We start from the raw sequence: 22965 nt of genomic DNA, 5'->3' as shown, positions 1-22965 counted from the left end.
CTACCCCGCCGCTTCATCAAACTGCGTGCTGGCTCCGAGCCATTGCTCTTCCGCGCGCCTTCGACAGCTGCCCGGCCGCTGGCCGTTTGTCACGCACGTCATAGGGATCAACCGGACTTGATCTGGATCATGGAGCTTGGCCGTCCGGCAGTGCAGGCTGGGATGGTCCCGCCAGATAAGGGACCGCTTTGACGACAAGAACTCCAGAGGATCATCCAGGGACCATTGATGTGAGCAACCTCGCCAAGATTGAACGCGATCCGAACTACCAGGAGCTCGTGCGCCGACGTTCGTCGCTGGGCTGGATGCTGTCGGCGGTTATGCTTGTTGTCTATTTCGGCTTCATCCTGCTGGTCGCCTACGCTCCCAAGTTCCTCGGGATACCGCTGGGCAGCGGCGTGACGACGATCGGCATTCCAATCGGACTGTCCGTCATCGTGCTCGCCTTCCTGCTGACGGGTATCTATGTCCGCCAGGCGAATTCCAGTTACGACGTGCTCATCCGCAAGATTGTCGAGGAGAACCGCTCGTGAAGAAATTCTCATGGCTCCTGGCGATCCTGCTCGCAGGCCTGCCCACCATCGCGCTCGCCGCAGGCAGCATCGACGGCGGCGTTAAGCAGGCGACCAACTGGTCGGCGATCGGTATGTTCGTCGGGTTCGTTGGCCTGACGCTCGTCATCACCTATTGGGCCGCCAAGAGGACCGCATCGGCCGCGGATTTCTACTCGGCCGGCGGCGGAATTACGGGCTTCCAGAACGGACTTGCGATCGCAGGCGACTACATGTCGGCGGCATCCTTTCTCGGCATATCGGGCCTCGTCTATACTTCGGGCTACGACGGCTTGATCTACTCCGTCGGCTGGCTGGTGGGATGGCCGATCGTCACCTTTCTGATCGCCGAACAATTGCGCAACCTCGGAAAGTTCACCTTTGCCGACGTGACCTCGTTTCGGCTCGGGCAGACCGAGATCCGTATCCTGGCGGCGTGCGGCTCGCTGGTGACGGTTGCGTTCTATCTCATCGCGCAGATGGTCGGTGCCGGTAAGCTGATCCAGCTGTTGTTCGGTCTCGACTACTGGATCGCGGTCGTCCTGGTTGGCGGCCTGATGATGATCTACGTGACGTTCGGCGGGATGAAGGCGACGACCTGGGTGCAGATCATCAAGGCGGTGCTGTTGCTCTCAGGCGCAACGTTCATGGCCGGAGCCGTCCTCTACAAGTACGGGTTCAGCCCGGAAGCGCTGTTCACCAAGGCAACAGAGGTGCATCCCAAGAAACTCGCGATCATGGAGCCCGGCAGCCTGATTTCCAATCCGCTCTCGGCCATCTCGCTCGGCCTGGCGCTGATGTTCGGAACGGCGGGCCTGCCTCACATCCTGATGCGCTTCTTCACCGTGAAGGACGCTCAGGCGGCCCGCAAGTCCGTGTTCTACGCCACGGGTTTCATCGGCTATTTCTACATCCTGACCTTCATCATCGGCTTTGGCGCGATCACGCTGGTTTCGACCGACGCGATGTTTCTCGATGGGAGCATTCTCGAGAAGACCAAGAGCGGAATCGCGGCGATCAAGGGCGGCTCCAACATGGCGGCGATTCATCTCGCGAACGCCGTCGGCGGCAATCTGTTCCTTGGCTTCATTTCGGCCGTTGCCTTTGCCACGATCCTGGCCGTCGTGTCAGGCTTGGCTCTGGCCGGGGCATCATCCATCAGCCACGATCTCTACGGCATGGTGATCAAGGGCGGCAACGCAAACGAGCAGGACGAGATCCGGGTCTCGAAGATTGCGACACTGGTGCTCGGCGTGCTTGCGATCTTCCTGGGCATCGTGTTCGAGAACCAGAACGTCGCCTTCATGGTGGGCCTTGCTTTCGCCATCGCGGCATCCTGCAATTTCCCCGTGCTGGTGATGTCGATCTTCTGGAAAGGCCTGACGACGCGGGGAGCCGTGTTCGGCGGCTTCCTTGGCCTGTTCAGCGCGGTTGTGGGCGTGGTCCTCTCGCCGGCAGTCTGGGAGGCGACGCTTGGCTTTGCCAAGGGGTCGGCTCCCATCAAGCTGGACAATCCGGCGCTGTTCTCGATGGCGCTCGCCTTTGCGGGGATCTGGCTGGTCTCGATCCTGGACCGCAGCAAGCGTGCCGCGGCCGATCGCGATGGCTTTGACGCGCAATATGTCCGATCGCAGACCGGTATCGGTGCTGCTTCGGCCACGGCTCACTAGGCGAGGATCTGCGGGACGTCGCTTCGGTACCGACCGGCTCATTTGGGCCGGCCGGTGCTGCGCTTTCGATGATCAGTCGTCGGATCCTCGGATGGTCCGTATCTTCGAAAGGCCGAAATGCCCAAGGCGTTCGATATCACCAACCCGCCGTTCGATCGTCTGATGCCGGGCGAGGCCGAGACGTTGCGGGCCGCGCTGGACATCGGGTACTTCAGTCCGGGCGAAGCGATCATCGGGCGGGACGCCCCGGCGGAGGCGCTCTATGTCGTGATCAAGGGCATCGTCGAGGAGCGGAACGAAGCCGACCTGCTGGCATTGCTCGGTCCCAAGGACACGTTCGACAGTCGCGCGCTCGTTCACGACCATAGCGGCCACCAGTTCATCGCCCGCGACGAGACGCTTTGCTACGTGATCCCCCGGAAGGTCGCGCTCGGTCTGATCAAGGCGAACCCGCGCTTTGCGGCTTTTTTCTACCGGGAGATATCCCAGAAGCTGGACGAACTCGCCAACGACGAGGAGACGGGACGTTACGGCTCGTTGATGCACGCCAAGGTCGGCGAACTGTTCCTGCATCCGCCGGTGTTTCTGGCTGCCAGTGATACGATCGAGGCCGCCGGGCATCTGATGCGCGAGATCAACAGCAATGCGCTGTTTGTCCGGGACGGTGAGCGGATCGGCATCGTGACCGGCATGAACCTGTCCAAAGCGGTGGTGCTGCGGCGCCAGTCCATCCAGACGCCGGTCGGCGAGCTCGCGAATTTCGACATCGTGTCGCTGCGCCGTGACGATTTCGTCTCCTCGGCCCTCCTGCTCATGACCAAGCACAACAAGCGGCGGCTTGCCGTGCGCGACGGCGAAGAGCTCGTCGGAATTCTGGAGGAGATCGATCTGCTGGGGTTCTTGGCGGGAAGCGCTCAAGTCATTGCCGGCCGCATCGATCGAGCCTCGAGTCAGCAGGACCTCGCCACCGCGGCGCGGGAGATCGAGACGCAAACGCGCGTGCTGCGACGGCAAGGGGTCAAGGTAGAGGTCATTGCGGAGATCGTCTCCGACCTCAATCGACGCCTGCTGTCTCGATTGTTCGAAATGGTCGCGCCGGCCGAGCTGCGCACCAGCAGCTGCCTGATCGTGATGGGAAGCGAAGGGCGGGGCGAGCAGACCATCCGTACCGACCAGGACAACGGCCTTATCCTCGCAGGTCCGATGCAGGGCGAAATCCTGGAGGCGTTCCGTCAGGAATTCTTCGTCGCTCTGCAGAGCTTCGGCTTTCCGCCCTGTCCGGGCGATATCATGGTGCGCAATCCGCTATGGTCCCGGCCGCTTTCGGAGTATCGCGCGGATTTGCGCCGCTGGATCGTGCTTCCCGATCAGGCCGGGCACATGAATGTGGCCATCGTCTACGATGCGCAGGCGATCGCGGGCAATGAGCAGCTCCTGAACGACGCCAAGACGGCGCTGATCGACATGACCCGGGGCGAGCAGGCGTTCATGGCACACTTCGCGCGCGCCGTTGACGCGTTCGAAACGCCGATCGGCCTCTTCAACAACCTGATCACGTCGGAGGGCACCGGCGATGCGCTGGATCTCAAGAAGGGCGGCATCTTTCCCATCGTGCACGGCGTTCGCAGCCTGGCGCTCGAGCAGGGCCTGCGCGAGACCTCCACCGACAAGCGGATTTCCCGGCTCTGTGATCTCGGCGTGCTGCAACGGGACTTTGGACGCGACTTGAAACAAGCCTTCCGATTCCTGCTGATGCTTCGGCTCGACGGGCAACTGGCCGCATCCGCGGGCGCATCGGGAACTCTGGTAAGACCGGCGCACTTGTCCAGCATGGAACGTCATCTATTGCGTGACGCGCTCCAGGTGGTGAAGAAGTTTCGGGAAATTGTCGGTCATCATTTCAAGCTCGGCATGTTCTAGAATGCTGCCCCGTGCGATCAAACGACTGTTGCACCAGGCGACCCTGAGCGATCAATCGTATCGCTTCATGTTCGATCGCGCTCCGGACGACGAGTTTGTCGTCATCGATTGCGAGACCACCGGTCTGAATGTGCGAACGGACAACGTCGTCGCCATTGCCGCAATCAAGATCCGCGGCAACCGGATTTTGACCAGCGCGCGCTTCGAAGCCATCGTCCATCCCGACAGCGAACTGGAGGCGGAGGCGATCAAGATTCACCGCTTGCGCCGGTCCGACGTCGAAGCGTCGCCGATCGTCTGGAAGGTGCTGCCAGGCTTTCTGCATTTCATCGGGCCGCGCCCGCTGATCGGCTATTATGTCGACTTCGACATCGCCATGCTGGACAAGTACATCCTGCCGCTGGTGGGAATCGAACTGCCCAACGAACGCATCGAAGTGTCGCGGCTTTACTACGAACGCAAATACGGCAACGCGCCGCCGAATACCGAGGTCGATCTGTCGTTCGCCGCGATCCTCCACGACCTCTGCATTCCGCCTCTTGGGCAGCACGATGCTTTCAACGACGCATTGATGACTGCAATGATGTTCCTGCAGTTGCGCGACTTGAGCAGGCGCGGCGTCCGTATCGCGCGCCAACGTGCCAGCCCCGTTTTCAATCAGTTCGGGGGATAACCGGGCCCGGCGCAGCGGAGCAGATTGTCCAGTGGCCACAGATGGAAACGTGCAGGTATTTTAATACCTGTACTGTGCATGGGGTTGTTCTTCAGATTTTGATGGAGCCTTGGCCGGCCGAGCCCGGACCGACGTTCCGCGGTCGCAAGACTAGCCCGCGGCCTCGTCGAATTGTGTGCTCGCCTCGAGCCACTGCTCTTCCGCGCGCGCCAGCGCATCCGCTGCGTTTGCGCGCGCCTTCGACAGCTGCGCGGCCTGCTTGGGATCGCGGGTAAAGATGTCGGGCAGGGCGAGCGCCGTGTCGATCTTGGTGATGATGTCGCTGACGCGGGCGATCTCGGCTTCGGCTTCGGTAATGCGCTTCCTGAGCGAGCCGCGATTGTCCGACTTCGGGCGCTGCGGCTTCTCGGCTGCCGTACTGCGCTCGCGCGGGGCAGGTTCGCTGTTGCGCGCCGACAGGACCAGGCGGCGGTATTCGTCAAGGTCGCCGTCGTAATTGGTGACGGTGCGGTCGGCGACGATCCAGAGCCGGTCGGCGCAGGCCTCGATCAGATAGCGGTCATGCGAGACCATGATCACCGCGCCGGGGAATTCGTTGATGGCTTCCGCAAGCGCAGCGCGGCTGTCGATGTCGAGATGGTTGGTCGGCTCGTCCAGGATGATCATGTTGGGGCCGAAGAAGGTCGCAATGCCGAGCAACAGCCGCGCCTTCTCGCCGCCCGACAGTTTTGCCACCTTGGTGTCGGCCGCCTTGCCGGAGAAGCCGATCGCGCCGGCGCGTGCCCGCACTTTCGCTTCCGGCGCATCGCCCATCAGCTTGCGGACGTGATCGTAGGCGGAGGCGTCCTCGTTCAGCTCGTCGAGCTGATGCTGCGCGAAATAGGCGATCGAGAGCTTGTCGGCGCGCGTGACCTTGCCCGAGAACGGCGCGAGGCGGCCGGCGAGCAGCTTCACCAGCGTCGACTTGCCGTTGCCGTTGGCGCCGAGAAGGGCGATGCGGTCGTCATTGTCGATGCGCAAGGTGACGCGGCCGAGCACCGGCGTCGCCGGATCGTAGCCGACCGAGGCGTTGTCGACGGCGATGATCGGCGGCGACAGGATTTTTTCCGGCGCGGGGAAGCTGATCTCGCGCACGTCTTCGGTGACCAGCGCGGTGATCGGCTTCAGCCGCTCCAGCATCTTGACGCGTGATTGGGCCTGGCGCGCTTTCGAGGCCTTGGCCTTGAAGCGGTCGACGAAGGCTTGCAGGCGGGCGCGTTCGGCCTCCTGGCGCTTGACCGCCTTCGCATCGAGCAGCTCGCGCGCGGCGCGCTGCTCCTCGAAGGAGGAGTAGGTGCCCTTGTAGAGCGTGAGCTTGCCGCGCTCCAGATGCAGGATCTGGTCGACCGAGCTTTCGAGGAGGTCGCGGTCGTGGCTGATCACGATCACCGTGCGCGGATAGTGCGCCAAGTGGTCTTCCAGCCACAGCGTGCCTTCGAGATCGAGATAGTTGGTGGGCTCGTCGAGCAGCAACAGGTCGGGGGCCGCGAACAGCGTCGCGGCGAGCGCGACGCGCATGCGCCAGCCGCCGGAAAACTCGGCGCAGGGACGGAGCTGATCGGCGGCGGAGAAGCCGAGGCCGGACAGGATCGCGGCGGCGCGGCTCGGCGCCGAATGCGCGTCGATGTCGACCAGCCGGGTCTGGATCTCGGCGATCCGGTGCGGATCGGTGGCGCTCTCGGCTTCGTGAAGCAGCGCGTCGCGTTCCAGATCGGCCTTGAGCACGACGGAGATCAGGCTCTCGGGGCCGTTCGGTGCCTCCTGCGCGAGGCTGCCCACGCGCCAGCGTGGGGGCAGGGTCACCGCGCCGTGCTCGGCCGCGAGCTCGCCGCGGATCACCTTGAACAGCGTCGACTTGCCGGTGCCGTTGCGTCCGACCATGCCGACGCGCGATCCGGGCGTGATCTGCACGGAACTCTGGTCAATCAAAAGGCGTCCGGCGAGGCGGATGGAAAGGTCGGTGATGGATAGCATGCGGCCTTGTCACCGCAGCCGGGATCAAACGCAACCCGTTTTTGCGCAGCCCGTTCTATGTCTACGGCCTGTCAGTGAGCGCCGCCTTCGCGGTCGCGCTTCTTCAGCTCGTCGAGGAGCTGTTCGAGATGCGTGGGCAGCCGGGGGTCGGGGCGGAGTCTCTGCTGAAGCCGTTCCCCCACGGCATCGCAAATCGAGCGGCTGGTGCGCCGGTCGATTTGTTCGCTGTCATTGGCGAAAGGGCCCGTCATCACGAGGTTCCATGTTGCAGAGTAACGACACGGTACCAAGTCGTTGGCCTCCAAATGGTTTCGCCGGTCGTGGGGAATGCCGGACATTCTCGTGAAAATTGTATGAATTCGTCGTGCCTGCTCAAATGCGAGGCCCCGGCGGGGGGATCGCCGGGGCCTCTCTTGGAAGGTGCCGTGGGGGGCCGGCACCCTGAGTTAAGGTGCTGTCGGGCTCAGTAGCAGCGGTTGATCAGCCGCCAGCGGGGTCCCCAGGGGGTCGGGACCAGCCGGCGCACATAGCAGCCGCCATAACCGTAGGAGACGGGGGCATAGAAGCGCGGGCCGCCCCAGCCATAGCCGTGATGCCAGCCGCCGCCGTGCCAGCCCCAGCCGCCGCCATGCCAGTGAGCAGAGGCCGAGGTCGGTGCCAGCGCGGCACCCAGCGCGACCGCAGCGACAGCGGCAAGCGAAAGTTTCCTCAACATGGTGATCTCCTCAAAACTGCCGGCGCGGGGTATCGCGTCGATGGAAAGGCCGCCGAAACGGTCTGCCTGATGATCAGGCTTTGGTTTCGATAGACCCAACCTTACGCCGGCGAAGCTGAACCAAAGCCTGAATGGGGGCTTCAGATTGGGTTCATCTCGATGAAATCTCGGTAATCCATCGCTGGATCCGCCGGGGCGGCCTGCGGCGAAGCGCCCGGGAGGCGGGTTTTGGCGATCGCTTGCCGTCTGGCGAAGGCGCCGATATAAGCCCCGCAACTCCGAACCACCGCATTTCTTCTCAAGGACAAGATCATGGCCATCGAACGCACTTTCTCGATCATCAAGCCCGATGCGACCGCGCGTAACCTGACCGGTGCGGTTAACGCCGTGATCGAGAAGGCGGGCCTGCGAATCGTCGCGCAGAAGCGCATCCGCATGACCAAGGAACAGGCCGAGACCTTCTATGCCGTCCACAAGGCGCGTCCGTTCTTCGGCGAGCTCGTCGAGTTCATGACCTCGGGCCCGGTGGTCGTCCAGGTGCTCGAAGGCGAGAACGCCGTCGCCAAGTACCGCGACGCGATGGGCGCGACCGATCCGTCAAAGGCGGCCGAAGGCACCATTCGCAAGCTCTACGCAAAGTCGATCGGCGAGAACTCCGCACACGGTTCGGATGCACCGGAGACCGCCGCGATCGAGATCGCGCAGTTCTTCTCGGGCAACGAGATCGTCGGCTGATCATTCAGCCGATAAGTTAAAGCGACGGGGCGAAAGGACTCATTGTGAACTGGCTCTGGCAGATCTTCGATCCCGCTACGATCGGGGCATTCTTCACCCAGTTCCGCAATGAGATGGCCGAGCCGACCTTCTGGATTGCGGTCGGCAAGATCATCTGGATCAACATCCTGCTCTCCGGCGACAACGCGCTGGTGATCGCGCTCGCCTGCCGCGGCCTCAAGCCGCGGCACCGTCTGTGGGGCATGATCCTGGGCGCCGGCGCGGCGGTGCTGCTGCGGATCATCTTCACCGGCATCGTCGCAAGCCTGATGGAGCTGCCGTATCTCAAGCTCGTCGGTGGTCTCGCGCTGATCGTGATCGCGGCCAAGCTCCTGGTGCCTGAAAACGAGGACGAGGACGGCGTCGAGTCGGCCTCGCATCTATGGCAGGCGGTGCAGATCGTCGTCGTCGCCGACATCGTCATGAGCCTGGACAACGTCATTGCGGTCGCCGCCGCGGCCAATGGCAGCGTGCCGCTGTTGATCCTCGGCCTTGCCATCAGCGTTCCCCTGATCGTCGCCGGTGCGGCGCTGATCATGGCGCTGCTCGCCAAGCTCCCGGTCCTGGTGTGGGCTGGTGCCGCGCTGCTCGGCTGGATCGCGGGCGAGGTGATCGCGACCGATCCCGGCGTCGCACCGAAGCTGCACACGCTGTTCGACGGTCCGTTCGGTGCCTCGCTGGACAACATGCTCGGTGCACTGCGCATCCCGGCCCAATTCGGCCATGGCGGTGGAGGCGGCGAATATTTCTGCGCGGCGCTCGGCGTCATCGTCGTGCTGGTCGCCGGCACCATCTGGCGCCGGCGCAGCCTGAGCCAGGCGGCGCTGGAATCCTCCGAGCGCCACGCCAAGGCGTCGGCAGAGTAAACTTTTCCGAGGGACGCATATCTCACCTCTCCCGCAGGGAGAGGTGAACTACCGACGCACGATCGAGCCGGCCCGGTTGACCAGGCGGGCGAGCTGGCGGAAGCGGCTACCGACGCGGTCGGCGACGATGTCGCCGAGACGATGCTCGAACACCAGCATCAATTTGCGGCCCTGGCTGCGGAAATGCGTGGCGGGCAGCACGCCCGGCCGCGCCGCCGAGATCAGATGCGCGACGCGGAATGCCGCGCCGAGCAGGCGGGCGCGGTCGAGCTGGGCCGGCGTCAGCAACTCCTGCATGGTGGCCGGCGGTTGGTTTTCCTCGCTCAGGCCCGCATAGCGATAGAACACGGACAGGCCCACGAAGGCGCGCTCGGTGTGGGTGATCGCGCCGAAATTGCCGTTGACGACGAGGCTCAGCGTCTGCTCGCCGCGGTGATCGGGATGCACGCGCCAGCCGATGTCGGAGAGCAGGCACGCGGTGTGGCGCAAGCGGCGGTCTTCTTCCGTCTCGCGCAGCTTCACGACGCGCGCCAGGCGATCGGTCCAGGCGATCAGCTCGCGGGCGTGCTTGGCCGAGCGCGACAGCAGCTGGTTGAGCTCTTCGGCTGCGCAGATCAGCCCGTCCTTGTTGCGCTCGGTTTCCGTCAGCTTCTCGTGCAGCAGGCCTTCGCGTACGCCGAAGGTCGAGAACACGATGGTCTTGGGCTTTGCCACGCGGATGATGTGCTCGAGCACCAGCGCCGCGTAGGTGAGGAGCGGGCGCCGCGCATCGGCAACGATCTCGATATCGGCGAGCATGTCGGCGGCCGCCAGACGGCGAAGGCGACGCGAAAAGTCGAGCGCCTCGGCTGCGGAGATGGAATAGCCGTGCATCACCTGGAGCGGATAGCCGCTCTGGATGATGTGGATGCGCGCGAGCGCGCGCCAGGTGCCGCCGACGGCGTAGAATGTACGGCCGCTCCCCGCCTTGAGCTGCGGCACCTCGTCGAGCTCCTCGCGCACGATACGGTCGGCGCGCTTGAGCGATTTGTGGGCGAGGTCCTGGAGCGCGAGCCCGCCGAGCGGCAGCGTCACGCCGCTGCGCACGCTGTTCCTGCGCACGTCGATCAGTTCGAGCGAGCCGCCGCCGAGGTCGCCGACGATGCCGTCGGGGTGGTGGATGCCGGAAATCACGCCGAGCGCCGACAGCCGCGCCTCGCGCGGGCCCGACAGGATCTCGATCTTCACTGCGCAGATGCGCTCGGCCTTGGCGATGAAGTCGGGGCCGTTGGAGGCATCGCGGCAGGCGGCGGTCGCGATCGCGAACACGCGTCCGACCTGCATCACGCGGCACAGCGCGCGGAATCGCTTCAGCGAGGTCAGCGCCTTGTCGACGGCGTCGGGCGCGAGCAGGCCCGTGCTTTGCACCTCGCGCCCGAGGCCGCACAGCGTCTTCTCGTTGAAGATCGGAATGAGGCTCCGCGCCAGTCCCTCGTAGACGACGAGGCGGACCGAGTTGGAACCGATGTCGATGACCGCGACGCTCGAGCCGCGCTTGCGCGGCCGAGTCACGTCGACGCCCGATCAGGATGGATGGCGTTCGTTCCGGCGCGTGAGACGACGCGGCGAGGATTCCTTGAGCGACTTTCCACGGCCAGACAGACTCGGATTTGTCATGAAGTAGTTGTGGACGTTGAAAGGCTCCTCGCCCTTCGCGGTCTTCATACGCGTTGAGGACCCATCCGGCAACAATTGCCAGCTCTGCTCATTGTCCTTGAGATTCGCGACCATGATCTGTTCGAGAACCTGCTGATGCACCGTGGGATTTTGCAGCGGACACAGCACCTCGACGCGGCGGTCGAGGTTGCGCGGCATCATGTCGGCCGAGGAGATATACACAGCCGCTTTCGTGCTCGGCAGCCCCTGGCCCATGCCGAAGCAGTAGATTCGGCCGTGTTCCAGGAAGCGCCCGATGATCGACTTGACGCGGATGTTCTCCGACAGGCCAGGGATACCGGGCCTGAGGCAACAGATACCGCGCACCACGAGTTCGACCTGAACGCCGGCCTGTGAGGCCTCATACAGCGCGTCGATGATGTCTGGGTCGACCAGCGCATTCATCTTCATCCAGACCGCGCCGGGGCGGCCGTGCCGCGCATGCGCGGTCTCGCCCTGGATGTGCTCGATGATGCGCTTGCGCAGGGTCAGCGGCGACACCGCCATCTTTTCCAGATCGCTCGGCGCGGCATAGCCGGTGATGAAGTTGAAGACGCGCGCGGCGTCGCGGCCGATGGTCGGCTCGGAGGTGAAGTAGGAGAGGTCGGTGTAGATGCGCGCGGTGACCGGGTGGTAGTTGCCGGTGCCGGTGTGGACGTAGGTCGTGAGGCTGCCGCCCTCGCGGCGCACCACCATCGAGAGTTTTGCGTGCGTCTTCAGTTCGAGGAAGCCATAGACGACCTGCACGCCTGCGCGCTCGAGGTCGCGCGCCCAGCGGATGTTGGCCTCCTCGTCGAAGCGCGCCTTGAGCTCGATCAGCGCGGTGACGGACTTGCCGGCCTCGGCGGCTTCGGCGAGCGCGCGCACGATCGGCGAGTTATTGGAGGTGCGGTAGAGCGTCTGCTTGATCGCGACGACATCGGGGTCGCGCGTTGCCTGCTGGAGGAACTGCACCACCACGTCGAAGGATTCGTAGGGGTGATGGACGACAAGGTCCTTCTGCCGGATCGCGGCAAAGATGTCGCCGCCATGCTCGCGCACGCGCTCGGGATGGCGCGGCACGTAAGGCGTGAATTCGAGGTCGGGCCGGTCGAGGCGGGTGAGCTGCGAGAGCTCATTCATGGCGAGCACGCCGTCGACCAGGAATACTTCGTCGTCGGCGGCGGAGAGGGCATGCTGCACGAAGTTGCGCAGCTGCTCCGGCATCTTGGCGTCGATCTCGAGCCGGATCACCGATCCGCGGCGGCGGCGCTTCAGCGCGGTCTCGAACAGGCGGACGAGATCCTCGGCCTCTTCCTCGATTTCGAGCTCGGAGTCGCGGAGGATGCGGAAGGCGCCCTGGCCATGCAGATTGTAGCCGGGGAACAGTCGGTTGATGAACAGGGCGGTCGCCTGCTCCAGCGAGATCAGCCGCATCGTGCCCTCGGACGGCAGGCGGATGAAGCGGTCGATCTTGCCGGGCATGCGGATCAGCGCGTTCATCTGCTTGCCGTCGGCGGCGCGCGTGAGCTGGAGCGCGATGGTGAAACCGAGGCTCGGGATGAACGGGAAGGGATGGGCCGGGTCGATCGCGAGCGGCGTCAGCAGCGGGAACACGTTGTTGAGGAAGTAGTCCTCGATCCAGGTCCGCTCCGCCTTGGTGACCTCCTTGCCGTCCACCAGCACGATGCCGACATCGGCCAGCGTGGCGCGCAGGTCGCGCCAGATCGCCTGCTGGTCTGAAGCAAGCTGGGAGACCGTGCGGTTGATCAGCGCGAGCTGCTCGGACGGCGTCAGGCCGTCGGGGCTACGCTCGGCAATGCCCTCGCGCACCTGGGCCTTGATGCCGGCGACGCGGACCATGAAGAATTCGTCGAGGTTGTTCGCGGAAATCGACAGGAATCGCACCCGCTCCAGCACGGGATGGCTGGGATTGACCGATTCCTCCAGGACGCGGCGGTTGAAATGCAGCCAGGACAGCTCGCGGTTGATGAATCGCTCGGGGCTCGAGGCGATCGCCGGCAGGCTTTCCGTCTCCGGGACTTTTTCTTTTATTTCAACAGCTTGCGCGGAGTCCATGAGAAGTCGGTCCATCCAGTTTGCCCCAATTTGCGACTGACGCGCAAAACCGCCGGGAGCATGTGTTAGGGCGATGACGTTTCGATGACATTGATGTTCCGCCGTTCCGCGCCGTCAAGCGGCGTTGGGGCGGGGTCAGGCGTCGCGGAGCAGCTCGGCGGCCAACGCCCGGGTCACGGGGCGGCCGAGCCGCAGAGCCTCGCTGTCGAGCAGTTCGACGGCCTGCCGGGCGGCGGCCGAGGATCGCTCCAGGCGGGTGGCGAGGTAGCTGACCACGCTCTCGTCCACGGTGAGCTGGCGGTCGGCACAGAATTTGACGATCAGGCCGCGGAAGAGCTGGTCGTCGGGGGGCAGCAGCATAACCACCGGCACGGCGCGCAGCCGCGAGCGCAGGTCGTTGAGCTCGATGTCCAGCGCAGCCGGCACATCGCGCCCCGTGAACAGGACGTAGGCGCCGTCCTCACGGGCGAGGTTCATCAGGTGGAAGAGGGCGCGCTCGTCAAAATCCTTGGCCTTGAGATCCTCGACCACCAGCGCGCCGGTGGCGAGCGCGCCGGGAACGCCTGCGGCGGACAACGCATTGGCCGTGGTCGAGCGGGCGCCGGCTTCCTCGGCCCAGATCGCGGCGAGATGGCTCTTGCCGCTGCCTTCGGGGCCGGCCAGCCACATGATCCGGTTCGGCCATTCCGGCCAGCCGTCGATCAAGGCGAGGCCGGCAGCGTTGGCGGGGCCTTCGAGGAAATTGTCCCGACTGAGGCTCTCCGCGTGTGGCAGCGAGAACGCCAATTGTCGGGGGTGAACGCGGCCTGCCACGCTTGCTTTGCTCCATGCCGGACGGCCGGCTTCGCTTGAAAGATTCGACTTGATCGGGCGTGAGTTGGCCTTTTGCGGGGCCGGTTCGCGCTCATTTGGCCTCGATCGTGCTCATGTGCCGCACCCACTCGACGAGATAGAGCGACACGGAGGAGAGCGTGAAGATCGTGACGAGGCCCATCAGGATAATATCATAGGGCGCCGGCTTGAAACCGAAGGCAAGCGCGGCCAGCACCAGCGCTGCGAATGCCACCTGGGCGACCGTGTTGAGCTTCGACACTTTCGACGGCTTCATCTCGACGGGCCGGTCGAACAGCCAGGACACGATCACGGCGGCGACAATCATGATGTCGCGGGATACCACCAGGATCACGATCCAGCGCGGAATCGCGCCCCAGATGCCGAGCGACATATAGATCGAGACCAGCAGCGCCTTGTCCGCGAGCGGATCGAGCAAGGCCCCGAGCTCGCTTGCCATGTTGAAGCGCTTGGCGAGGAAGCCGTCCACGGCATCGCTGATCCCGGCGATCAGGAAGACGGCGAACGCCACCTCCATTTGGCTCGACACGATGGCCCAGACGATGATCGGGACCAGCATGATGCGGCCCAAAGTGATGATGTTCGGAATACTCACGCGGCGCTTCCCGGCACCCGGCCTGACCTCGAATCCGCCCCGTTTGAAGGCTGAACCCGTTGATATCTACATAGTATGGCGCCGAGCGCCATGCGAGCCATTGCGCGTCCCCGGAATTCGACGTAACCAGCCGCAACCCCACTGGAAATCGGGCATGACCGACCGCAAAAACGGCCTCACCTACGCCGATTCAGGCGTCGATATCGACGCGGGCAACCGCCTAGTCGATCTGATCAAGCCGATGGTGCGCGCCACCGCGCGGCCCGGCGCCGACGCCGAGATCGGCGGCTTCGGCGGCCTGTTCGACCTCAAGGCGGCCGGTTTCAGGGATCCCGTCCTGGTCGCCGCCACCGACGGCGTCGGAACCAAGGTCAAGATCGCGATCGAAACCGGCCTGCATGGCGGCATCGGCATCGATCTGGTCGCCATGAGCGTCAACGACCTCGTGGTGCAGGGCGCCGAGCCGCTGTTCTTCCTCGACTATTTCGCCTGCGGCAAGCTCGATCCGGAGGCGACCGCCTCGATCGTCGCCGGCGTCGCCGATGGCTGCCGGGAATCCGGCTGTGCCCTGATCGGCGGCGAGACCGCCGAGATGCCAGGCCTCTACAAGGACGGCGACTATGACCTCGGCGGCTTTGCAGTCGGCGCCGCCGAGCGCGGTACGCTGTTGCCGCGCAAGGACATCGCCGCCGGAGACGCCGTGATCGGTCTTGCCTCGTCGGGCGTGCACTCCAACGGCTTCTCGCTGGTGCGCAAGATCGTCGAGCAGTCCGGCCTCGGCTTCGAGGCGCCGGCGCCGTTCGCGCCTGTCATGACGCTCGGCGGCGCGCTGCTGACGCCGACGAAGCTCTACGTCAAATCCTGCCTGCGCGCGATCCGAGAGACCGGCGCGGTGAAGGGGCTCGCCCACATCACCGGCGGCGGCTTCACCGACAACATTCCGCGCGTGCTGCCCAAGAACCTTGGCGTCGGCATCGATCTGGCGCGGCTGCCCGTGCTACCGGTGTTCAAATGGCTGGCCGCGCTGGCCGGGATCGCCGAGCTCGAAATGCTGCGCACCTTCAACTGCGGCATCGGCATGATCGCGATCGTCGAGCCGGACAAGGTCGACCGGGTCGTGCAGGTCTTCACCGAAGCAGGCGAGAGCGTGGCGCAGCTCGGCACCGTGATCCCCGCCGAGGGCGAGCATCGCGTCGTCTACAATGGCCATCTCGATCTGGCGCCGTGATGAAGCGCCGCGTCGCCATTCTGATTTCCGGCCGCGGCTCCAACATGGTCGCGCTGATCAAGGCAGCCAGCGCGCGGGATTTTCCGGCGGAAATTTCCCTCGTCATCTCGAACAAGGCCGATGCACCGGGGCTCGAACGGGCCAGGGCGAGCGGCGTGAACACGCTGGTGATCGAGAGCAAGCCGTTCGGCAAGGATCGCGCCGGCTTCGAGGCGGTGCTGCAGGCCGCGCTCGATCAGCACGGCATCGAGCTGATCTGTCTTGGCGGCTTCATGCGCCTGTTCACGGCCGAATTCACCAAGGCCTGGTACGGGCGGATGCTCAACATCCATCCCTCGCTGCTGCCGTCCTTCCCCGGCCTCGACCCGCACGGTCAGGCCCTGCGCGCCGGCGTGAAACTGTCTGGCGCGACGGTGCACTTCGTGATCCCCGAGACCGATGCCGGCCCGATCGTGATGCAGGGCGCGGTTCCCGTCAGCGACCACGATACAGCGGACACGCTGTCGGAACGCATCCTCGAAGTCGAGCACCGCATCTATCCGGCCGCGCTGCGGCTATTGGCGACCGGCAAGGTCCAGATCGAGGGCGATGTCTGCAAGACGGCGGGCAGCGGACCGTCGGAGAATTTCCTGGTTTCGCCCGTGGCGAGCTGAGGCGCCGTCGCGTTTCGTCGTCACAAACAAAATCCCCCGGCAGAGCCGGGGGCATCGTCGTGATGTCTCGCGTGTGGAACGAGAGATCAGGAGACCTTGAGGTTCTCCGCGGATGATTTTCCGCGGTTCTCCACGAGGTCGTATTCAACCACCTGGTTTTCGTTGAGGGTGGAGAGTCCAGCACGCTCGACGGCGGAGATGTGGACGAACACGTCCTTGTCGCTGCCGTTCGGTTTGATGAACCCATAGCCCTTGGTCGGGTTGAACCACTTGACGGTGCCCTTTTGTGGCATCGTTCGTCTCCTCCGCTAGATACAAAAAAGACGCGGCCGCTTTTCGCGTGCCACGCCACAAACGGGCTTCCGGAAGTCTGTTCGAGTCTTGAGTCTCAATGTCGCGAAACGCACAGCCGAGCGCCAATTCCGATTGTGTCGGATATTGCAACACGAAAATCGCGCGTTAGCAAGCCATGCGCGAATTTCAAGGCCGGGCCGGGAGTGCCCGTCTGCAATTTCCGACCTGTGGCCGCGGAACCACAATCGGGAGCAATCACCCCCGTCTCAAGGCGCCAGCCGGTTGACCCTCCGTAACAGTTCGGCGCAAATCGCAGCATGCGTGCGCCGCTCGTGTTGCATTTTTGCGCGCCGCCATTTGCTTCGGGATTTGTCGTCATGCGCTGCACATCGCAGCCCTCCGGGACACGGCAGACGATCGGGCTGAACCGCGTCCGCCGGGGCGCGGCAGCGATCGCGATGTTGGTTGCGCTCGTCGTGGCGATTTTGGCGGCGACGCCCGGCTACGCGCAGACCCCGACGCCAACGCCGACCCCAACCCCAACGCCCACGCCGTCGCCGACGCCAATTCCGATGCCTACCTCGACCAATTACGACCAGTCGGTCGGTAACAGCACGCTCAATCTCGGGTCGGGGTTTCTGGAGCGGCTCGGCAACCAGGCGTCGGGTGGTTTCAACCGGGCGTTCCGGACCAATCCGGGCGGCGGCGGCGCGTCCGCAAGCACGGAAGATCCCCGTTACCGCACCTGGTTCGAGGGCTACGGTATTTCGGTCCGCACCGACGCGCAGGGGGATTTCGTCGGCGACAAGCGCAAGACGTTTGGCGGCGTCGCCGGCTTCGGCGCGCGACTCGCGCCTGGCGTCAATCTCGGCTTCTCCGTCGATCAGAGCCACACCGATATCGACGTGCCGCTCGCGCTCCAGTCGGCGACGCTCGATTTGACCCAGGTCGGTTTCAACGGCTCGATCGACAAAGGCCCGTGGACCTGGGCGTTCGCGGTGGTGCACGGTTTCGGCAAGGTCCGTTCCAGCAGGGATACCGGCTTTGGCGTTGCCTCCGCCGGCTATCGCGCCGCGGTCGACGGCGCACTGACCGAGATCAGCTACTACTGGACCAAGGATCAGATGCGCGTCGTGCCCAAGGGTGCGCTCGAATATGTCCGCGCCACCAGTGCGGCATTCCAGGAGGCTGGCGGCCTCGATCCGCTCAACGTCGGCTCGACGGCGCTCTCGCGCGCGCGTGTCATGATCGGGGCCGAGGTCGGGCGCTACTTCATCTTCGACCAGAAGATTCTGGATCTCTCAGCGTACGGCAAGTTCGTTGACAATTTTTACCAGAACCTCGGCTCGGTCCAGGTCAGCCTCGGGACCCAGAGCATCGTCGTCCCCGGCATCGGTGAGAGCCGCTACGGCATGGATGCCGGCGCCTCAGCCTCGCTCAGCCTGACCAACACCGCGCGGCTCTACGTCAATTACGACGGCAAGTTCCGCAACGAGCTCACCTCGCACCAGGGCACGGTCGGCTTCGAGTATCGGTGGTGAGGCACAGCTCGCCTGCGCCTATGTCGGCGTCGTCGCGACATAGCCTTTCAATCCAAAGCCTTCGCGCGCGGCCGTCATCATCGGCACCAGCGCATTCGGATGGATGAATTCGTCGCGGAAGCAGGGATAAGTCTTGGGGTCGAAGATCTTCTTCAGCCAGTCGACCACGATCTTGTGGCGCTCGGAATCGCGAAACTCCTTGTGATAGGTGAGCCATAGGTCGGCGTGGTGGCTCACGCCGAGATCGACGGCAATGAACGGTGCGCCGAGCGCGATCGACACCGTCGGCAGGAAGCCGATGCCGGCGCCGCGCTCAACCGCATAGAGTACGCCGACCGAGGAGTTGGTCTTGATTCCGACGATGCCCTCGAGCGTCTCCAGCCCGAGCACGCGGGCATAGGCGGTGTCGTCGACCTGCGGAGCACTCTGCTTGATGATGCGGTGGTTCTTCAATTCGGCGAGCGTCGCCGGCAGGCCGTAGAGGCTTTCGTACTCCTTGGAGACGAAGGGATAAATGTGCAGACGGCCGAGCTTTGCGACGATCAGATCGGGGTTGGTCGGCGGCTCGAGCTGGATCGCGATATCGGACTCGAGCCGCGCGACGTCGGCCTGCTCCATCGCGCAGCGCAGATCGACGGTGATCTTGCGATAGGTTTTCTGGAAATCGATCAGCCGCGGCAGGATCCAGAAATTGCCGGGACCTTCCGTCACTGCGACGCGCACGGTGCCCGACGTGTCGTTCGACGAGCGCGAGGCGCGCCGGAAGACGTTGAAGGCATGACGCTCCATATGCGCGACGTCGGCAATCATTGCCGTGCCTTCGTCGCTGAGCGTGAGCCCGCTCTGGTCGCGCAGGAACAGCTTGCAGTCGATGCTCTCTTCGAGCCGGTCGATCCGGCGCATCAGCGTCGTCGAGGTGAGGCCGAGCTCTTCGGCGGCGTTGCGGAAACTTTTATATTTTGCGCACGCTAGAAATAGCTTCAAATCGTCCCAGGACGCGTCCAGGGCTTCTTCACGGTGCTGCGTCATCGCAGCACCCCGGTGCAATAACTGCTGCATACTCCTGGTCCCCAACCGCTAAGCTCGACATAGCGGGGCACGAAAGCCGCAGACGATAGAAGGGCGATCAGGCTATGGAAAGGGGCTCCTTTGCCGCAAGGCATGATTTCGACGCGCTGCCGCTCAGTCCGGATGTCGACGTCCGTTGCGCGCAATTTTCTGAAATTGCGGCACTTTCCGAGATGGCGCGCCGGCTGGTGCCCGGCGTGCAGCTCGGAACCGCGGAGCTTGCAAAATACTTCACCTTCGATCCTCAGAGCATCCTGACGTTCAGCCGGAACGGCAAGCTGCTCGGTGGCATGGCCTTCCTGTTCCTGAGCGACCGCGGGCACGATGCCTTGTTGCTCGACGAGATTTGCCTCACCGCGCCGGAGACGCACTATCTGGCTTCCGCGAAGGAGGAGGTTGCTGCCATCTACATCTGGGCGGTCGCGGCGACGGGCCGTGGCATCGCTGGTCTCGGCAAGGCCGCGGCGCACCTCCGACAGCCAAGATTTCGCGGCGCGGATTGCTATGCGCAGCCTTCAACCGTGGCCGGACGCGACATCATGAGGGCGACCGGCTTCGAGCCTGTCCCGAGTTTCCAACCCGACCTGTGGTGCTACGAGCGCCCATGGCACCGGCGGCCGATGCGCATGCCGGGCGCGATCATCCAAGCAAGGAGTTTTGCAGATGCACGGCACTAGGATTCCCCCGGCGAAGCCCGACTCCCGCGCCATCACCATCCGCCTTGCGCGCAATCCCAACGATCTCATGCTGGTCACCGCCATCCGCTCGGCGGTCTATCTCGCCGAGCAGGATTGTCCGTTCGAGGAGGAGTTCGACGGCAACGACATGGTAGCCGCGCATTTCATCGGCTTTGTCGGCAGCGAGCCTGCGGGCTGCCTGCGGGTGCGCTTCTTCGGCGATTTCGCCAAGGTCGAGCGGCTCGCGGTGCGACACCAATATCGGCGATCGCGCGTCTCGTTCAAGCTGGTGCAGGCGAGCGTCGACTATGTGAAGCGCAAAGGGTTTCGCAAGATCTACGGCCAGGCGCAGGACCGGCTGGTCGATTTCTGGGCCCATTTCGGCGCCAAGCCGCTCGGCCACAATCGCAAGATCACCTTCTCGGATTTTTCCTACACGGAAATGCTGCTGGAGATCGAGCCGGGTCCGGACGCCATCACGCTGGACAGCGATCCCTATGTCATCATCCGTCCCGAGGGCGATTGGGACCGGCCGGGCGTGCTTGACGCCTCGGCGGGGCGGGCGGTGACCTCGCCGCTGCGGGATCTCGCGCTCGCCGATCACTGAAACTGGTGCAGCTCTGCGCAAGATAATGCTGACTTCCAACACCGATGATCCGCCGATCCTGGTTTGTGCGGATCTCCAGGTCGAATATCTGACCCCAGGGCGTCGCCACGTCATCCTCGACGGCGAGGCGGCCACTGCGCGCTGCCTGGAACTCCTGATGCTGTGGCGCGACAATCTCTGGCCCGTGATGCATCTGAAGCGTATCGCCCAGGCGGCCTGGTTCAATCCGGCATCCAGGCTGACCGATTGGATCGCCGAGACCAAGCCGCGGCCCGGCGAGATGACGTTCGAGCACCCGCTGCCCTCGGCCTACAGCTCGGCGCGGTTTGTGGACTACATGTCCAATATCCGCAATGTGCGCTGCGTCTTGGTCGGCTTCTCCCTGGACGAGACCATCCTCGCCACCGCCGTTGACGGGTTTCACCGCAGCCATCGTTATCAGGTGGTGGCCGACGCCGTGGCCTGCCGCCAGCCGGGCGCGGGCGATGCCGCCGCCTACAAGCATGCGGTAGTGAATGTCATCGGTAACTTTGCTACGATCCAGTCCAGCGCCGAACTGATCAGAACCAGCGGCGCCGTTGCGGTATAGGCGGCCGCGATCGGCGGATGGATGGGGTGGGACATTGTCACGGGGAGACGAGCTCAAGGAGCTGGCAAGCGACCTGTCGCGTGCCGTCGAGACGGCGCGCCGCGTCGGCTTGCCCACGACCGTCTATCTGCTCTCGATGGCGCTCGTGGAGGTGCGGGAAGCCGCTGCTGCCGCCGACGATGGTGATGATGATGACAGCGCGGCCTGAGAGCTGTTCCGTGTGCGGCTTTGTGCAACGCTGCTGAGCGCCTGCTGCCGACGAATTGGCGTTGCAAGTTCTGCGTTGTCGCAATAGCCAAGAGATGACGCTGGCCGCGCCGGCGATGTGACGACCTTGAGGATCTTTCGCAAATGTCCATGCTGCCGAATTCGCAAGAGGCCCGGGATGTGGCCTACCAGCTCCATCCCTACACCAACGCGCGCGCCCATCAGCAGGCCGGTCCCCTGGTGATCGAGCGCGGCGAGGGCCCTTACGTCTTCGACGCATCGGGCAAGCGCTATTTCGAGGCGATGGCCGGCCTGTGGAGCGTCGGGCTCGGCTTCAATGAGAAGCGCCTGGTCGAGGCTGCGCACAAGCAGATGCTGGCGCTGCCGTTCTACCACACGTTCTCCGCCAAATCGCATGGGCCCTCGATCGATCTCGCCGAGAAGCTGGTGGCGCTCGCGCCGGTGCCGATGAGCAAGGTGTTCTTCACCAATTCCGGCTCGGAGGCGAACGACACCGTCCTGAAGCTGATCGCCTATCGCTCCAATGCGCTCGGCCAGCCGCAGCGCAAGAAGGTGATCAGCCGGATGCGCGCCTATCACGGCGTCACCATCGCGTCGGCCAGCCTCACGGGCCTGCCGAACAACCACCGCTCGTTCGACCTGCCGCTGCCGAACATCCTGCACACGGGCTCGCCGCACTTCTACAAGGACGGCGCGCCGGGCGAGAGCGAGGAGGCGTTTGCCACGCGCCGGGCCGAGGAGCTCGACGCGCTGATCCAGAAGGAAGGGCCGGATACGATCGCAGCCTTCTTCGGCGAGCCGGTGATGGGAGCGGGCGGCGTCATCGTGCCGCCGGCGACCTATTGGGACAAGATCCAGGCGGTCCTGAAGAAGTACGACATCCTGCTGGTCGCCGACGAGGTGATCTGCGGCTTCGGCCGCACCGGCAAGATGTTCGGCTGCGAGACCTATGGCATCAAGCCGGACGCGATCGTTGTCTCCAAGCAGATCACCTCGAGCTATTTCCCGCTGTCGGCGATCCTGATGAACGACCGCATGTTCGAGCCGATCGCGGATGAGAGCAACAAGATCGGCGTGCTCGGCCACGGTTTCACCGCGGGCGGCCATCCGGTCGGCTCGGCGATTGCGCTGGAGAACCTTAAGATCATCGAGGAACGCGGCCTGGTCGCGCATGCCGCCGAGCTTGGCGGCTACATGCAGGGCAAGCTGCGTGAGCTTGCCGGCCACCCGCTGGTCGGCGAGGTCCGCGGCGTCGGCATGATCGCGGCGCTCGAGCTGGTGCTCGACAAGCAGCGCAAGACGGCAGCGGCGACACCCGGCGCCGTCGGCGGCATTGCCAGCCGCATGCTCCAGGAACGCGGTGTGATCTCCCGCAACATGCTCGATGCCATCGCCATCTGCCCGCCGCTGATCGTCAACAAGACCCAGATCGACGAGCTGGTGGCGGCGATATCGGGCGTGCTGGAGGATATGAAGGCGGAGGTGGCGAAGCTGACGCCGGCGTAAGGTCGAGCGTTTCAGTGTGGCCGGAGCAGCCGACCACATTCACCGGTGTCGTCCTGGCGAAAGCCAGGACCCATACCGCGTGATCCATCGATTTGTGGCGGTTGGAGCACCGAACGCAGAGTCTTCGCCAAACTCCGCCATGGAGTAATGGGTCCTGGCTTTCGCCAGGACGACGACGGAGGGAGAGCGGGG

General features: G+C 64.4%; 23 protein-coding genes. 14 read left to right on the top strand and 9 right to left on the bottom strand.

Annotated elements, in window-relative coordinates:
* Positions 1–230 precede the first annotated feature (230 nt).
* From AB5K84_RS26525 to AB5K84_RS26510, 4 genes are all read left to right on the top strand, one after another.
* Positions 231–533: a DUF485 domain-containing protein gene (locus AB5K84_RS26525; protein ID WP_028171101.1), complete on the top strand. Its 303-nt coding sequence runs from the start codon at positions 231–233 to the stop codon at positions 531–533.
* A complete protein-coding gene (locus tag AB5K84_RS26520) occupies positions 530–2221 on the top strand; it encodes a cation acetate symporter (RefSeq protein WP_011086889.1) in 1692 nt (563 codons plus the stop codon). Before AB5K84_RS26525 ends, AB5K84_RS26520 begins: the two co-directional genes overlap by 4 nt.
* 117 nt (positions 2222–2338) lie before the next feature.
* Complete coding sequence (locus tag AB5K84_RS26515; RefSeq protein ID WP_011086890.1) at positions 2339–4141, top strand: putative nucleotidyltransferase substrate binding domain-containing protein; 1803 nt, start codon at positions 2339–2341, stop codon at positions 4139–4141.
* Position 4142: 1 nt separating this feature from the next.
* Positions 4143–4814 (top strand): 3'-5' exonuclease, encoded by a 672-nt coding sequence (locus AB5K84_RS26510; RefSeq protein WP_011086891.1) that lies wholly within the window; start codon positions 4143–4145, stop codon positions 4812–4814.
* 150 nt (positions 4815–4964) lie between these two features.
* Here AB5K84_RS26510 and AB5K84_RS26505 read toward each other — a convergent pair whose 3' ends face one another.
* From AB5K84_RS26505 to AB5K84_RS26495, 3 genes are all read right to left on the bottom strand, one after another.
* Positions 4965–6827, bottom strand: coding sequence for an ABC-F family ATP-binding cassette domain-containing protein (locus AB5K84_RS26505; protein WP_011086892.1), 1863 nt, complete (start codon positions 6825–6827; stop codon positions 4965–4967).
* Positions 6828–6898: 71 nt separating this feature from the next.
* A complete protein-coding gene (locus AB5K84_RS26500; RefSeq protein ID WP_028171105.1) occupies positions 6899–7078 on the bottom strand; it encodes a hypothetical protein in 180 nt (59 codons plus the stop codon).
* Between the two features lie 212 nt (positions 7079–7290).
* Positions 7291–7542, bottom strand: a complete 252-nt coding sequence (locus AB5K84_RS26495) for a hypothetical protein (RefSeq protein ID WP_027576269.1) — start codon at positions 7540–7542, stop codon at positions 7291–7293.
* Between the two features lie 312 nt (positions 7543–7854).
* Between AB5K84_RS26495 and ndk the strand changes: the two genes are divergently transcribed.
* Together ndk and AB5K84_RS26485 are read left to right on the top strand one after the other, a co-directional pair.
* Entirely contained in the window at positions 7855–8277 is a 423-nt protein-coding gene (ndk, locus tag AB5K84_RS26490) for a nucleoside-diphosphate kinase (RefSeq protein WP_011086893.1), read from the top strand.
* Between the two features lie 44 nt (positions 8278–8321).
* A complete protein-coding gene (locus tag AB5K84_RS26485; RefSeq protein WP_011086894.1) occupies positions 8322–9182 on the top strand; it encodes a TerC family protein in 861 nt (286 codons plus the stop codon).
* Positions 9183–9230: 48 nt separating this feature from the next.
* Here AB5K84_RS26485 and ppx read toward each other — a convergent pair whose 3' ends face one another.
* From ppx to AB5K84_RS26465, 4 genes are all read right to left on the bottom strand, one after another.
* On the bottom strand, positions 9231–10733 hold the full coding sequence (gene ppx / locus AB5K84_RS26480) for an exopolyphosphatase (RefSeq protein WP_011086895.1): 1503 nt from the start codon (positions 10731–10733) through the stop codon (positions 9231–9233).
* A 12-nt stretch (positions 10734–10745) separates the two neighbouring features.
* Positions 10746–12935, bottom strand: coding sequence for an RNA degradosome polyphosphate kinase (locus tag AB5K84_RS26475; protein ID WP_028171108.1), 2190 nt, complete (start codon positions 12933–12935; stop codon positions 10746–10748).
* Between the two features lie 135 nt (positions 12936–13070).
* Positions 13071–13748: a DnaA ATPase domain-containing protein gene (locus AB5K84_RS26470; RefSeq protein ID WP_011086897.1), complete on the bottom strand. Its 678-nt coding sequence runs from the start codon at positions 13746–13748 to the stop codon at positions 13071–13073.
* A 91-nt stretch (positions 13749–13839) separates the two neighbouring features.
* On the bottom strand, positions 13840–14382 hold the full coding sequence (locus AB5K84_RS26465; RefSeq protein ID WP_011086898.1) for a CDP-alcohol phosphatidyltransferase family protein: 543 nt from the start codon (positions 14380–14382) through the stop codon (positions 13840–13842).
* Positions 14383–14536: 154 nt separating this feature from the next.
* Here AB5K84_RS26465 and purM point away from each other — a divergent pair, with 154 nt between their 5' ends.
* A complete protein-coding gene (gene purM / locus AB5K84_RS26460; RefSeq protein ID WP_011086899.1) occupies positions 14537–15610 on the top strand; it encodes a phosphoribosylformylglycinamidine cyclo-ligase in 1074 nt (357 codons plus the stop codon).
* Positions 15610–16263, top strand: coding sequence for a phosphoribosylglycinamide formyltransferase (purN, locus tag AB5K84_RS26455; protein WP_028171111.1), 654 nt, complete (start codon positions 15610–15612; stop codon positions 16261–16263). Before purM ends, purN begins: the two co-directional genes overlap by 1 nt.
* Before the next feature lie 86 nt (positions 16264–16349).
* Here purN and AB5K84_RS26450 read toward each other — a convergent pair whose 3' ends face one another.
* Positions 16350–16556 carry a cold-shock protein gene (locus tag AB5K84_RS26450; protein ID WP_008129967.1) on the bottom strand — a complete coding sequence of 69 codons (207 nt, stop codon included), beginning with the start codon at positions 16554–16556 and terminating at the stop codon, positions 16350–16352.
* 378 nt (positions 16557–16934) lie between these two features.
* Between AB5K84_RS26450 and AB5K84_RS26445 the strand changes: the two genes are divergently transcribed.
* Positions 16935–18098 carry an autotransporter outer membrane beta-barrel domain-containing protein gene (locus tag AB5K84_RS26445; protein ID WP_038966791.1) on the top strand — a complete coding sequence of 388 codons (1164 nt, stop codon included), beginning with the start codon at positions 16935–16937 and terminating at the stop codon, positions 18096–18098.
* A gap of 18 nt (positions 18099–18116) precedes the next feature.
* Here AB5K84_RS26445 and AB5K84_RS26440 read toward each other — a convergent pair whose 3' ends face one another.
* Entirely contained in the window at positions 18117–19157 is a 1041-nt protein-coding gene (locus AB5K84_RS26440; protein ID WP_011086903.1) for a LysR family transcriptional regulator, read from the bottom strand.
* Positions 19158–19231: 74 nt separating this feature from the next.
* Between AB5K84_RS26440 and AB5K84_RS26435 the strand changes: the two genes are divergently transcribed.
* The 5 genes from AB5K84_RS26435 (at position 19232) to AB5K84_RS26415 (ending at position 22773) form a co-directional block, all read left to right on the top strand.
* Positions 19232–19843 (top strand): hypothetical protein, encoded by a 612-nt coding sequence (locus AB5K84_RS26435; RefSeq protein WP_011086904.1) that lies wholly within the window; start codon positions 19232–19234, stop codon positions 19841–19843.
* Positions 19830–20450, top strand: coding sequence for a GNAT family N-acetyltransferase (locus tag AB5K84_RS26430; RefSeq protein ID WP_011086905.1), 621 nt, complete (start codon positions 19830–19832; stop codon positions 20448–20450). The genes AB5K84_RS26435 and AB5K84_RS26430 overlap by 14 nt, the downstream gene beginning before the upstream one ends.
* Before the next feature lie 25 nt (positions 20451–20475).
* Positions 20476–21039 carry an isochorismatase family protein gene (locus tag AB5K84_RS26425; protein ID WP_011086906.1) on the top strand — a complete coding sequence of 188 codons (564 nt, stop codon included), beginning with the start codon at positions 20476–20478 and terminating at the stop codon, positions 21037–21039.
* 34 nt (positions 21040–21073) lie between these two features.
* A complete protein-coding gene (locus tag AB5K84_RS26420) occupies positions 21074–21247 on the top strand; it encodes a hypothetical protein (protein ID WP_165448152.1) in 174 nt (57 codons plus the stop codon).
* Positions 21248–21390: 143 nt separating this feature from the next.
* The gene (locus AB5K84_RS26415) at positions 21391–22773 is read left to right on the top strand and encodes an aspartate aminotransferase family protein (RefSeq protein ID WP_011086907.1); all 1383 of its coding nucleotides are present in this window, start codon (positions 21391–21393) and stop codon (positions 22771–22773) included.
* The last annotated feature ends 192 nt before the right edge of the window (positions 22774–22965 follow it).

This window comes from Bradyrhizobium sp. 1200_D9_N1_1 (assembly GCF_052075915.1).
Lineage (GTDB): Bacteria > Pseudomonadota > Alphaproteobacteria > Rhizobiales > Xanthobacteraceae > Bradyrhizobium > Bradyrhizobium diazoefficiens.
This window is presented reverse-complemented; position numbering and strand designations above follow the sequence as displayed.